The sequence below is a fragment of the Sorangium sp. So ce834 genome (assembly GCF_051521425.1).
Lineage (GTDB): Bacteria > Myxococcota_A > Polyangia > Polyangiales > Polyangiaceae > Sorangium > Sorangium cellulosum_D.
Genome location: NZ_CP150351.1, coordinates 12848534 through 12861819, shown reverse-complemented (window position 1 = coordinate 12861819; position 13286 = coordinate 12848534). Strand labels below are relative to the sequence as shown.

The window sequence follows — 13286 nt, the reverse complement described above, 5'->3', positions numbered from 1 at the left end:
CATGGGGGACGCCGAGGTCGCGGGCCCGCCGCTCTTCGACGCCCGCGCCGCGCGCATCGCCGTCGACGACGTCGTCGCGATCGAGGCGCTCACCGCGGCGTCGCGCGGCGACCGCGTGCTCTGCGCCGGCGACACCGGCGCGCTCTTCGCGGCGCTCACGGGCATCCCGCTGTCGGCCGTCCGCTCCGCCTCGCCGGGCGCCGCGGCGGACGACGCGCTCGACGCGGCGCCCGGCGAGGCGCGCGTCGTCGCCGGCCGGCTCGCGATCGCGGGCCGCGACGTCGCGCGCTCGGCGCACCGGGCCGCGAGCGGGGCGGCGCCGCTCGATCCGCCGCTGCCGCTCGCGTGGACCGTGGACGCCTACGTCGCCTGGGGCGCGCGGCTCGCCGGGGCCTCGCCGCGCGCGGCCGCCGAGATGGTGCCCGCCGCCCTGGCCCGGGTCGGCCTCGCGGCCGCCCAGAAGCGCGCGCTCCGGACGCTCGCGCTGCCCGAGCGCCGCGCGCTCGTCCTCGCCCAGGCGATCGCGACGGCGCCGCCCGTGCTGATCGCCGAGGATCCGCTCGTCGGCCTCGACGACGGCGCGGCCGGCTTCGTCCTCGCCGCGCTCGCGGGCGCCACCGAGGGCCGCGGCGCGCTGCTCACGGCGGCGCGGCTCGACGTCGAGGGCCCGCGGGGCGTCCTGGTCCGCGGCGCCACCGACGTGCTCGTGCTCGCCGGCGGCGAGCTCGCCTTCTCGGGCACGTTCGCGGAGGTCGCCGCCGGCGGGCGCCTCTACACGCTCACCGTCCGCAGCAACGCGGAGCTCCTCCGCGAGGAGCTCGCCGCCCGCGGCATCGCGCTGCGGGGAGGGCCGGCGCGCTTCTCGGCCGCGCTGCCCGAGGGCGCGACCCCCCGCGACGTCGTCCTGGCCGCCGCGCGCTGCCGCGCCGCGATCGTCGAGCTCACGCCCCTCTTCTGAGCGCCCTGGGTCGAGCGTCCGCCTGAGCGCAGGGCGAGCAGCGGCTGTCGCGCTCGGCGCAGCAGCCGCTCCGCGGGCGACGGTTCCGGGGCGAGACGGCGCAGCAGCCGCTCCGCGGGCGACGAGCCCGGGGCGAGACGGCGCGGCAGCCGCTCCGCGGGCGACGAGCCCGGGGCGAGACGGCGCAGCAGCCGCTCCGCGGGCGACGAGCCCGGGGCGAGACGGCGCAGCAGCCGCTCCGCGGGCGACGAGCCCGGGGCGAGACGGCGCTCGGGCCGTCAGAAAGGCGAGATCCGGCGGCGCCGGCGCCGCCGAACGCTTCGGAACGGCTGCGCCCGCGGCGACGCCCGAGGGGAACGGCTCGGAACGCGCCTCGCCGCGGGATCATCGCGTTTCTCGGCCGTGCCAGCGCGACTTCGCCGTGGCAGCGCGATGTGGGCGGCGTGGGCGCCCCTTTCAGGCTCGGCCGGCGTCAGCCGCCTTCGAGCGGAGGAGCAGGCTCGGGCGAGGCGGGCGCCTCGGGGGGCAGCGCGTCGTCCTCCTCGGCCGCGGTCCGGCCGGGCCTGCGGCCGGACGGGCGCACCTTGGCGGCCAGATCCTCGAGGCCGGCGAACGTGAAGCTCGCGGCGAGCAGCGCGGCGCCCCGGCCGAAGCTCTTGTCGCTCTTGCGCATGGCGCTCTGCTTCGCGCGCAGCGTCGCCTCCTTCTCGCGCTCCTCGGTCGCGACCTTCGCGAGCGCCTTCTTCAGCGCCGGCAGCTCGGCCGCGATCTCGTCGGCGAGCGCGGCGCGATCGAGCTTCATCGACGCGCGCCTCGGCTTCGGGAGCTTGATCTCCGCGTCCCGCAGGGCGCTCACGACCCGCTCGCCGGTCGTCGCGAGCACGGAGGGGTCCTCGGGAACGGCCCCGTCCAGCAGCAGCTTGCGCAGGCCCGCCGGCCCGAACGCCGCGTCGACGGCGGCGCGCCCGTCGACGAGCACCGAGCGCAACCGGGTGGCGGCCTCGTCGCGCGCGTCGCGGGGCGCCCCATCGTCGGAGAGCTCGCGCTCATGCGCGTCGTCGGCCGCCACGAGCGCGGCCGTGTCCGCGGCGAGCCGGCGCGCGACGAGGCGCACGAGCAACGCCACGTCGGGCATCTTCTCGCCGGACCTCAGGCAGGGCGCGAGCTCGGCCGCGATCCCCTTCGCGATCTCGTCGGCGTGCGTCTCGGCCGACGCGGCCACGGCGCGGCTGGACTTGTCCCTGTCGGTCACCAATTTCGACGCCATCTACCCCTCCTTCTCGGGGAACGCGGCCGGAACGGCCGCGACATGGCCCGGCAGGCTCGTCGACGTGCGAGCGCATCGCAAGACGCCGGCACGTTCACCGCGGGCCGGCAGCGCCCCACCGAGCCCCCCTCGCCGCGCGGGCGGGGCGCACGCAGCCCTCCGCCCGGTGAAGCACCGAGGGGCCGCGGCGCGTCGCTCGGCTTGAGCACGATGGAGGTGCGTGTCGGCCGGGCACAAATGCCCTGACGAATGCCTTGAGCTCATCATCGGCAAGGGGCATCGACTCCAGAACGGCGATTGACTCGGGCCGCAGCGCCATGGCCTCCTCGGCGTGACGGAGGCTGCGATGGCGCTCGCTTCGCGATGTGTGCCCCGGGCGATCATCCCGCTGTTGATGTTCCTCGCTTGCGTGCTCGCGCAGGGGGGGTGCCAGTGCATCTCCGGAGACCCGCCCCTGGATCCGCGTCAGGGCGTCATCGCCTGCCGGACCCAGAGCGCACACGGCCCTGTCGCGGCTCGCCCCGCGCCGGAAGTCGAGACCGTCGCCGCCGGCACCATCCCGGGGGCGTTCTCCATCACGAGCACCGGGGAGGCCGTGTACACCATGGCGCTGGCCTCCCCGCCCTCGCGCGCGGGCATGGGACCTCGGATCGAGCTCGTCTATCGCAGCGACGGCGGCGACGGCGTGCTCGGCGCCGGCTTCTCGATCGCCGGGCTGTCCGCGATCGCGCGATGTCCGAAGAGCCTCGCGCAGGACGGGGAGATCCGCGGCGTGCGGTACGACGGCGACGACGCGCTCTGCCTCGACGGCCAGCGCCTCGTCCCGGTGCGAGAGGGGCCGGGAACCATCGAGTACCGGACGTTCCCGGAGTCCTTCGTCAAGGTGGTCGGTCACTACGGTCCGGAAGGCGGTGCGCCCGCCGAAGCGCTCTTCTTCGAGGCAACCCTGCCCACCGGCCGCGTCGTCGAGTACGGGCGCACCGAGGGCAGCAAGCCGCTCGCGCGGGGCGGCGTCCCGCGCGCGTGGCTCGCGAACAAGGCCCGCGACGGCCGCGGCAACGCCATGACGTACGCGTATTGCCTCGCCGAGGCGGAGGACGGCCATGCCGCCGAGTACGCGGTGGACGAGATCCGCTACACGGCATTCGAGGGAACGCCGTCGCGCGAGCCTTCGCGTGCGGTGCGCTTCGTGTACGCGACGAAGGATCCGGCCGCCATTCGGACCGGCTACTCGGGCGGCATGGCGCTCCAGCGCTCGCTTCGCCTCGAAGAGATCCAGATGCTCGGTCCCGGCGACGCGCTGGTCCGGAGCTACGGGTTCCGCTATGAGCTCAGCCCGACGACGAGCCGTACCCTCCTGACCGAGGTCGAGGAATGCGCGAGCGACAGGGTCTGCAAGCCCCCCACGCGCTTTCAGTACAGCCACGCGAGGCCCGGATTCGAGCGGGTGACGACGGACATCGACGAGCCGGTCTCCGAGAGGGCGAGCCCGATGGTGTTCGACCTCGACGCCGACGGGCGCGACGACCTCGTGATTCCGGACATGGTCGCGGGGCTCAGCACGCCGATGAATCCGATCACCGCGTGGCGGGTGGCGCGAAACGTCGGCCCGCGCGCCTCGCCGTCCTATCTCGCTCCGGCGGAGCTCGCCTTCCTCGAAGAGTGGCCCACGGTCGCCGATCCGGTGGGACCCTCCGATCCGGCCCTCATTCAGCCCGAGCTCGGGACGGTCCTGGACTACGACGACGATGGGCGGGCGGACGTGCTGCTCCACGACGTCTACGGCGCCAAGGTCACGTGGCAGGTGCTCCTGTCCCGACCGGACTGGACCTTCGCGCTGCATGACACGGGCATCCGCAGGCCGTTCCCGCTCGGGGTCACGCCCGCGCCGCCGAGCTTGAGCAGCCCCGGCGCGTCGATGCACCTCGCCGATCTGGACGGCGACGGCGTGCCGGATCTGATCCAGTGCGAGGACCACGACCGCGAGGGGCAGGCTCCGCTCCCGCTCGCTGCCGTGTGGGCCGTCCACCCCTGGCGACCTGCGCGCGGCGCGACGCCCGCGGGCTTCGACCCCGCGGGCGAATCGATCGAGCTGCTCACCGGCTATCCCTGCGATACGGAGCTTCAACCGCTCGACATCGACGCCGACGGCAAGGTCGATCTCGTCGTGCCGTCCCTGCGGCGGTTCGGCGACGGGACGGCCCTCGTCGGATCGAGCTACGACGCGATCATGCGCCGGGGCGAGGGGCGCTGGGAGGTGATCGACACCGAGCTGCCCGTCGTGTGGCCCGGGGGCCGCGTCGTCTTTCTCGACGTGAACGGCGACGGCTTGCCCGATGCCGTCGAATCCGGCCCGGGGGACCACCAGCTCTATACCTTCTTTAACACGGGGCCGACCTTCGTGGCCTCGCCGTTTCGGACCGTGGACGCGTTCAGTTTTGGGGATCTGTTCGGTTTTCCCGATCAGGACGCGTTCTTCCGGTTCGCCGTACCGCTCGACGTCAACGGCGATGGGCGGCAGGATCTCCTCACGCCGGTTCCACCAGGCATGCTGCTGGGCGGCTCCGACGTGCTCCCGTCATGGGCCGTCCTGCTGGCGACCGGCGACCGTGCGGGGCCGCCCTTCAGGCTGGTCGACCCGGAGCTGCCGTTCGAGGCAAGCCTCGGCGAGGCGGTCACCCTCGCCGATCCGCGCGGCGCGCGCACCGGCGACGTCGACGGCGACGGCGCGCAGGACGTGATCCTGTCGCTCGGCGGCGTGTTCAACGTGTTCCGGAACCTCTCGGCCGATCAAGATCTCCTGGTCGCGGTCTCCGAGGGGATGAACGCACACGACCCGACCGAGCCGGGCTTCGTGCCCAATGTGAGCATCTCGTACGGGCATATGACGGACGCGTCGGTGGCGACGGGCGACGGCGTGGAGGATCCAGCGCGGGAGGGCCCGCTGTACGTCGCGCGTTCCGGCGCGGCGGACGACTGCGGATATCCGCGGCGCTGCGTGGTGGGGCCTCGTCGGGTGGTCAGCGCGTACGCCCTCAACAACGGGGCGGACAGACCGCGGCGCTTCGAGGTCAGCTACCGCGACGGGCGCTACCACCGGCTGGGCCGGGGATTTCTCGGCTTCGGTGAGCGGCTCGTCACCGACCTGGATACGGGCGCCGCGGCGCTCGACGCGTACGATCACGTCACCTTTGACGACGAGCTCCAGGTCTTTCCCTTCGCGGGGAGCATCCAGCGGACATGGCGCTGGGCGCCTGGGCTGGCGAGCCAGCCCAGACCGGAGCAGATCGAGCTCTCGTTCGTCGACGTGAAGCGAACGCTCGTACCGACGAACGACGGCGCGACGTACTTCACGCTACCCACCGAGCGCCGCGTGAGGCGAGCGCAAGGCGTCTATCGGACCCCAAACGGCGCGACGACAGCCATCGACGCGTACGTGCGGGAGATCGAGCGCGGCGGCGACGGCGCGATGCTGCTGCGCGACTCGGTGTCGACGGTGACGGACTTCGACACCTTCGGCAACGTGCGCGCCGAGGAGGTCGCGACGAGCAGCGTCGACCTCACGTTCAAGGTCACGCGAACGTTCAAGAACGACACCGAGCGTTGGGTCCTCGGCCAGCTCGAGACGCAGAAGGAGTGCAGCGCGGCGGCGGGGATGTCGCAGTGCCGGACCCTCAAACGAACGAATACGACCTACGGCGAGGTGGAGACCGAGTCCACCGAGAGCGACGACGGCCTGCCGGACACGAAGCTGACGATCGCCTACGTGCGCGACGACTTCGGGAACGTCACCGGCGTCACGGCGGAGGACGCCTTCGGAAACCAGCGGACATCCAGCACGGACTTCGACGACGAGGGCATGTTCCCCGAGAAGTACGTGAACGCGGCCGGGCACTCCATGCTCGTGGAGTTCGACAGCGCGCTCGGCGTGCTCCTCGAGCGGGTCGATCCGAATCAGCTCGTGACGACGTGGGCGTACGACGGCTTCGGGCGCCTCGGCGTCGAGACGCGCCCGGATGGTACGACGACGACGATCGCGCTCTCCCGCACCAAGGACGGCGGCCCAGAGCAGGACGCCTGGCGGTTGAGGCAGCGGCACACGACGACGGGCGGGGCCGACGATACGGTCGAGCTCGATGGCCTCGGCCGCCCGATCCGGTGGTGGTGGTACGGGCCCGAGCCGGAGCCGGAGCCGGCGCAGCGGGCGGGCGGTGCGAAGCGCATCCTGCAGGAGATTGGCTACGACGTACTGGGCGAGCACATCGCGCGGCGCTCGGTGCCGGTCCGCGAAGATACCCCCGAGCGCGAGAGGCTGTACGATCGCTTCGAGTACGACGCGGTAGGCCGCGAGGTGCGGCATACCGCGCCGTGGAATGCGGTCACGACGACCGAGTACGACGGCTCGCGCGTGCGCGTCACCGATGCACACGATCACGTGACCGTGACCGAGCGGGATCCGCTGGGGCGAACCGAGTCGATCACCGACGCCGCCGACGGGATCACCCGCTACAGTTACGGTCCGTTCGGCATGCTGCACACGGTCACGGATCCAGGCGGGGCGGTGACGCGCACGACGCGCGACGCGTTCGGCCGCGTCCGGCAGCTCGATGACCCCGACCGGGGCACCACGGTCTCGATCCATGACGGCTTCGGCGAGCTGGTTTCTTCGACCGATGCACTCGGGCGAGAAACCACGTGGGCGTACGACGCGCTCGGGCGACCGCGCACGCGCGTGGACCGGGACGGCGCCGAGCGCGTGACGACCACGTGGACCTGGGACACCGCGGCGCACGGGATCGGAAAGCTCCACGCGCTCGCGAGCCCTGATGCGGAGAAGACGTACGGGTACACCGATCGCGGCCAGCTCGACACGCTCTCGCTCCGCATCGACGGCGAGCGCGCTCCCCTGGAGGCGAGGCTGCGCTACGACGAGCTCGGTCGCGTCGAGGCGGTCACGTATCCGTCGCCGGCCGGCGCGGCGCCGTTCGCCGTGACCTACGACCACGACGCGCATGGCCATGTGATCGCGGTGCGCGACCGCGGAACGGGCTCCGCCTACTGGCGCTTGACGGACGTGGACGACGCGGGGCGCTTCCGGGAGGAGGTGTTCGGCAACGGCGTCGTCACCGAGCGGAGCTATTTCGCCGACAAGCAGCGCCTGAGGCACGTGGCGACGCGGAGCGGCGCGGGTGAGGTGCAGGATCTCGACTACGGGTTCGACGAACTCCTCAATCTCACGCGCCGCACCGATGCGCTCCAGCCCGAGAACACGACGGAGCGCTTCCGCTTCGATCCGCTCCAGCGGCTGACGTGCGCGTACTTCGGCGACGTCGAGAGCGCGTCGGCGCCCTGCGCGCTCCGCTACGACTACCACCCGAACGGCAATCTCACCTTCAAGTCGGATATCGGAACGCTCTCGTACGATGACCCGCTGCACCCGCACGCGGCCACCGGCGCGGGTGCGGGCACGGGCAGCTTCGCCTACGACGCCGTCGGCAATCAGATCGCGCGGCCCGGCGGCACGACCGTGCGCTATACGCCGTTCGACCTGCCGGAGCGCATCACGCAGGGCGCGACCACCATCACGTTCAGCTACGACGGCGACCAGCAGCGGATCCGCAAGACTACCCCGGAGAAGGAGACGCTCTACTTCGGCGATCTGTACGAGCGGGTGACCGAGGCGGCGTCGGGCACCGTGGAGCATCGCTATCACGTCCACTCGCCGGAGCGCGTTGTGGCGATCGTGACCCGCGGAGGCTCGGACGCCGGCACGCGGTACGTGCATGTCGATCACCTCGGCTCGGTCGATGCGCTCACCGACGAGGACGGCGACGTGATCGAGCGGCGGAGCTACGACCCGTTCGGCCAGCGCAGGAACCCCGTGTGGGGAGAGCGCCCGCCCGCGTCTTTCCCGAGCGAGACGACGCAGGGGTTCACCGGGCACGAGAGCGACGACGAGCTCGGCCTCGTGAACATGAAGGGCAGGCTGTACGATCCCAAGATCGGGCGGTTCTTGACCACGGACCCGATCGTTTCGATCCCGTCCTTCGGGCAGAGCTGGAATCCGTACAGCTACGTGCTGAACAACCCCCTCGCGTACGTCGACCCCGGCGGCTTTCAAGAAGCGCCCCCGGAGGACGGGGCTCACTCACCGCTGCCGGCCGGCGCGGAGCTCAGGTGGGAAGTGCTCGACCTGGCGCCGATCGGACTCGAGCTGCGCGTCGTCCCGTCCCCGGAGCATGAGGCGCGCGCCGACGCCGATACCAACACCACGGCTGCCAAGACGGGCGGCGCCACGCCGCCGATCGACGTCAGCGTGCTCGGGACCAGCGCGGGCTTCGTGCCCGAGCCGACGCTGTCGTCGGCGGAGGCCACGAGCCCCGCCAGCCTGGTCGGCGACACCTTGCTCGGCGCCGCCGAGGGGACGGGCGACCTGGCACTCGGCCTCGCGCAATCGCTGGTCCTGAATGCGATGACGCTCGGCGGTTACGGCGCCTACCAGCACGGCCGCGCGATGTGGGACGCCTACCAGCAAGACGGCTTCCTCGGCGCGCTCAATGCCCTCAACCCGCTCTATGAGATTGGGCGCAACGGGGCGGACACAGCCCTCGCCATCGACCGGGAGGATTATCGGGCGGCGGGCTCGGCGGGGGTGAAGGCGATCCTCCTCGGCGCGGCAACGGTGTACGGTGCGGGGAGGGGGCTGGGCGTAGCGGCGGAGGGCTCGGCGGCGGCCGGAGTCGTTAGAGGACCAACGGCGACACGCGCACTGGCGCAGCAAGTCGCGAACGTCGAGCGCGCGCCGATGAACTTCAGCCGGACGGTCACTGTCCTAGAAACCGCAGAAGGGCCAACACTCGTTGCAGGGGGCGCAAGTGATCTGTCAGCCGCTCAGATTGCGGAGGCCCATCGGCTAGGGCTGATCCCCGCGCCCCCGATGCCAGGCTTTCACGCTGAGAAGACGGCGATTGCTGGTGCTGGAGAGCTGGGCTTGACTCCGACGAGGGGAGCCACGTCCACCATCATCTGCAGTGGTCCGGGAGGGTGCGCCGACTTTCTCCGTGGGTTAGGCGCTACAGTCGGAAAGTATAGCTATGAGTTCTGAGGTCAACATCTCGATGAGCCAAGACGAGCTTATCCACGCCTTAAAACAGCGCGTCAAGGACGTGAGGACGCGCACGGACTACGCGGACCGGGACTGTCCTGAGCTAGCGCCCCCAGCATCGCCATACGCCGTGGCCCAGGCTGAGTCCGTGCTGGGCTTCCCGCTGCATCCACTCCACAGGCGGTTGCTGATCGACGTCGGTAACGGTGGCTTCGGTCCTGGTGATGGTCTCATTGGCCTTCCCGGCGGACGTTTGGATGACAATGGTCGGTCCATCGTGGAGCTTCGACACGTTCTATGGAGTGGCCCGGAGAGCGCAGGATTACCAGAAAATGTACTCGCTTTGTGCGACTGGGGCGACTCCATTTGGTCTTGCATCGACGAGGAGACAGGTACCGTGCTCACATTGGACGAAAGCGGCCTTACTGAGACACCCTGGCGCTTGCATACGTGGCTGATCGATTGGCTCCACGGGGAAAAATTGTTTGGGAAGATGTTCACATTTCACGAACGTACGATAACCAATCCGTTCACAAAGCAGCCGATGTTGGTAAGGACACCGACTGGTGCCATTGGTGCCCCATACAAGCGCGTCAAGTTCGATTGATGCATTGCCTGTCCGGTCGCACCGGGCTCACATGGAGCGGTCCATCGACCGGCGCCGTCGGCAATCAGATCGCGCAGATCGCGTGCCCGGGTGGCATGGCGGTGCGCTACACCCCATTCGTTCTGCCGGAGCGCATCACGCAGGGCGCGAGCACCATCACGTTCGGCTACGACGGCGACCAGCAGCGGATCCGCAAGACTACGCCGGAGAAGGAGACGCTCTACTTCGGCGATCTGTACGAGCGGGTCACCGATCGGGCGTCGGGCACCGTGGAGCATCGGCACCACGTCCACTCGCCGGAGCGCGTTGTCGCGATCGTGACCCGCGGAGGCTCGGACGCCGGCACCCGTTATGTGCATGTCGATCACCTCGGCTCGGTCGATGCGCTCACCGACGAGGACGGCGACGTGATCGAGCGGCGGAGCTACGACCCGTTCGGCCAGCGCAGGAACCCCGTGTGGGGAGAGACCGCGCCGGCGTCGTTCTCCAGCGAGGCGACGCAGGGGTTCACCGGGCACGAGAGCGACGACGAGATCGGGCTCGTGAACATGAAGGGTAGGCTCTACGATCCCAAGATCGGGCGGTTCTTGACCACGGACCCGATCGTTTCGATCCCGTCCTTCGGGCAGAGCTGGAATCCGTACAGCTACGTGCTGAACAACCCGCTCGCCTACGTCGACCCGGGCGGCTTTCAAGAAGCGCTCCCGGAGGACGGGGCTCGCTCACCGCAGCCGCCCGGCGCGGAGTTCCGTTGGGAAGTGCTCGACCTGTCGCCGATCAGACTCAAGCTGAGCGTCGTCCCATCCTCGGAGCACGAGGCGCGCGCCGACACCGCTACCAGCACCGTGGCTGCCGAGACGGGCGGCGCCGTGCCGCCGATCGACGTCAGCACGACCGGGAGCGCGTCCGGGCATGTGCCGCAGCCGGTGACCACGGCGCCGATCGACTGGTCGCGGAACCCGTATGTCCAGCTCGAGGAAGGGTTCATCGCCGGGCTGTTGCTCGGGGCGGTTCCCTTCGCCGGCGTGGGGCATGGGCTGCCGGACGCGGCGGGCGTGCTGGCCCATGGGACGCCGGAGGCCAGGATGGGCCTGGCCATCGGACAGCTCGTGGGAGGGAGGTCGGCGGACCGGGCCCTCATCTCCGGTCTGGCATCGGCATACAGAGATCGCCGTCGCGACGCCCTTCTCGCGGCGCGGCTACCATGACTCCCATTCCGTGGGCCCGCCCTTGCGATCAAGCGCCTTGCGCATCTTTTCGAGGAGCACATCGACGGCCTCCGGATCGCGGATCGGCTCGTCCTCGGAGGCCCTCCCGATCCTCTCCGCATGCTGGTCATCGATGAGCTTGTAGACGCAGTCGAGCGCGCCGCGCGGAGCGCGCTCGACGGCCTGCAGGAAGAGCGTGCTCGCAGACGGCACGGCGAGCGCGACGTCGAAGAGCGCGAGGAGCGCGAAGCAGCCGATGACTTGATCCTTCACGAGCTGCTCCTCGTCCCAGAGCCAGCACACGATCGGCTCGTTCACGGGTGAATCGTCGGCGGCCATCCGCACCAGCACGCCGTAGGCGGGCCGATGGCGCAGGCCTCCGAGCGCCATCGCCGTGTAGGCCCGCTCGCTCGGGCCGGCGGAGCCGAGCGCCTGGATCAGCGCTGGACCCGCGACCTCGCCCACGTCGTCGACGAGGTGCGCGACGTCGAAGGGAGTGCGCGGCGGCACCAGCTCGGAGAGCCGCCGCGCGATCGTGCGTCGGAGCTGGGGCGGGAGGCGCCCGCCGGCGACCTCGGCGCATCGGCTGGCGAGCAGCGTGGCGACCGGCGCCTCACCCCGATCCGCTTCGAGGAGCTCCCGGATGAACGCGGCCGCGTCCACCTCCGGTATGCCCGCCGCGTGAACGATGGTCTCATGGGACCACGGGTCGCCTCGCGCTTCGATGAGGGCGTCGAGCGCGCCGATCCTGACGTGATCGACCGCGTTCAGGTACGCTTGGTAGGAGAGGTCCGCGAACGAGAAGGCCCCGGGGCGTCGCTCGATCAGCAACCCCTGGTGCCCGCGGATCTCTTCGATGACGCGCTCGACCATCCCGTCGATGTCCTGCGCGAGCTCTCCGAGCTCACGGGCATCGCCGGCCGCTCCGCGCTCGAGCGGGCCGCCCTGGGGATCGCGGTCGCCGTCGCCGTCTTCATCCTCATCCATGTCTTCTTCGTCGTCTTCCTCGTCCGCCCTGCAGAGGACGAGGCGCGGCCCCTCGACCCAGCGGGCGCCGTCCAGCCGCCATCGCAGGAGCTCGGCCAGCGGCTCCACGGGGAGCTCGACGAGCCGGTCGCAGTGCATGAGCCAGGCGATCGAGCTGAAGAGGAGCCGCCGGTCGCGCAGATCGAGCGACTTCAGGATCGCGCCGGGCCTGAGCTCTTCGGCGGCGTAGCGCTCGAGCAGCGCGTCGACGGCGGAGGCGATCAAGGACGTGCGGCGCCCCGGATCCCGTCGCGCCAAGAAGTGATGCGCCGCGACCACGCGGGTGCCGGGCTGCGGCAAGAGGGTCGCGGTCACGAATCCGCGCAGCTCCACGCGAGCATAGCCCGGGATCCCCGCGCGACGCGGGCGCGTCGTGACCACCATCGGATTGCCCGGATGGGCCGCGGCGAACGCCTCGACCGACTCGGAGAGCCTCCTCGCGCCGGATCCCGCCTCATCGAGCCCGTCGACGAGCACGAGCGCGCGGCGCTCCTCGAGCGCACGGCGAAGGAGCACGACCCCGCCGATCGGCGAGAGCTTCGCGATGGCGCGTTCGTCCAAGCGAGGGTCGTCGAGGAGCGACACGAGGACGACGAACGGCACGAGCGTCCGCGTGCCCTGACGGTGGTCCGCTGCGGCCCGCGCGGCGAGCCGCGCGATGAGCGCCGTCTTCCCCGAGCCTCGCCCGCCGACGACGAGCACGCGCTCGTGGCGGGCGAGGAGCTCGGGCACGGTGCACCGCGACGGCGCATCGACCCGGCGCGGCAAGACCTCCATGTCCATCGGAACCTGCTCGTTCCGGATCAGGGCGCGAACATGGATCTGGCCGTGCTCGCTCCAGACCGAGTCCACGTGATCCCGCTCCGCGGACGAGAGGACCCCGGTCGGATCGTTCGGCGCGCTCACGGTCGCGTCGGTCCACAACCATCTGCGCAGGTCGTCGCCATCCATGGCGTGACCATGCATGGATGCGGCTGCGGGGACCATGCGGCCGCGTCGCCATCTCGCAGCCTCAACCATGGGCGGCGGCCTGGGCGTGATGTGGCTCCGCCGCTCGAGCGCGGCCCAAGGGGCGCTCGATGAACGCAGCAGCCGCTCCGCGGGCGACGATCCCG

6 protein-coding genes are annotated in these 13286 nt (G+C 71.1%); 4 read left to right on the top strand and 2 right to left on the bottom strand.

Annotated elements, in window-relative coordinates; all coding sequences use genetic code 11:
- The first annotated feature begins 1 nt into the window (after position 1).
- Entirely contained in the window at positions 2–958 is a 957-nt protein-coding gene (locus tag WMF20_RS47055) for an ABC transporter ATP-binding protein (protein ID WP_437608242.1), read from the top strand.
- A gap of 472 nt (positions 959–1430) precedes the next feature.
- Here the strand turns inward: WMF20_RS47055 and WMF20_RS47050 are convergent, their stop codons facing one another.
- Complete coding sequence (locus WMF20_RS47050; protein ID WP_437608241.1) at positions 1431–2225, bottom strand: hypothetical protein; 795 nt, start codon at positions 2223–2225, stop codon at positions 1431–1433.
- 394 nt (positions 2226–2619) lie between these two features.
- Here WMF20_RS47050 and WMF20_RS47045 point away from each other — a divergent pair, with 394 nt between their 5' ends.
- The 3 genes from WMF20_RS47045 to WMF20_RS47035 are packed head-to-tail and all read left to right on the top strand — an operon-like array spanning position 2620 to position 11145.
- The gene (locus WMF20_RS47045) at positions 2620–9330 is read left to right on the top strand and encodes an RHS repeat-associated core domain-containing protein (protein WP_437608240.1); all 6711 of its coding nucleotides are present in this window, start codon (positions 2620–2622) and stop codon (positions 9328–9330) included.
- On the top strand, positions 9320–9937 hold the full coding sequence (locus tag WMF20_RS47040) for a hypothetical protein (protein ID WP_437608239.1): 618 nt from the start codon (positions 9320–9322) through the stop codon (positions 9935–9937). The genes WMF20_RS47045 and WMF20_RS47040 overlap by 11 nt, the downstream gene beginning before the upstream one ends.
- A complete protein-coding gene (locus WMF20_RS47035; RefSeq protein WP_437608238.1) occupies positions 9937–11145 on the top strand; it encodes an RHS repeat domain-containing protein in 1209 nt (402 codons plus the stop codon). Before WMF20_RS47040 ends, WMF20_RS47035 begins: the two co-directional genes overlap by 1 nt.
- On the opposite strand, the gene WMF20_RS47030 is transcribed toward WMF20_RS47035, so the two are convergent.
- The gene (locus WMF20_RS47030; protein WP_437608237.1) at positions 11137–13122 is read right to left on the bottom strand and encodes an NACHT domain-containing protein; all 1986 of its coding nucleotides are present in this window, start codon (positions 13120–13122) and stop codon (positions 11137–11139) included. The genes WMF20_RS47035 and WMF20_RS47030 overlap by 9 nt on opposite strands.
- Between the last annotated feature and the right edge of the window lie 164 nt (positions 13123–13286).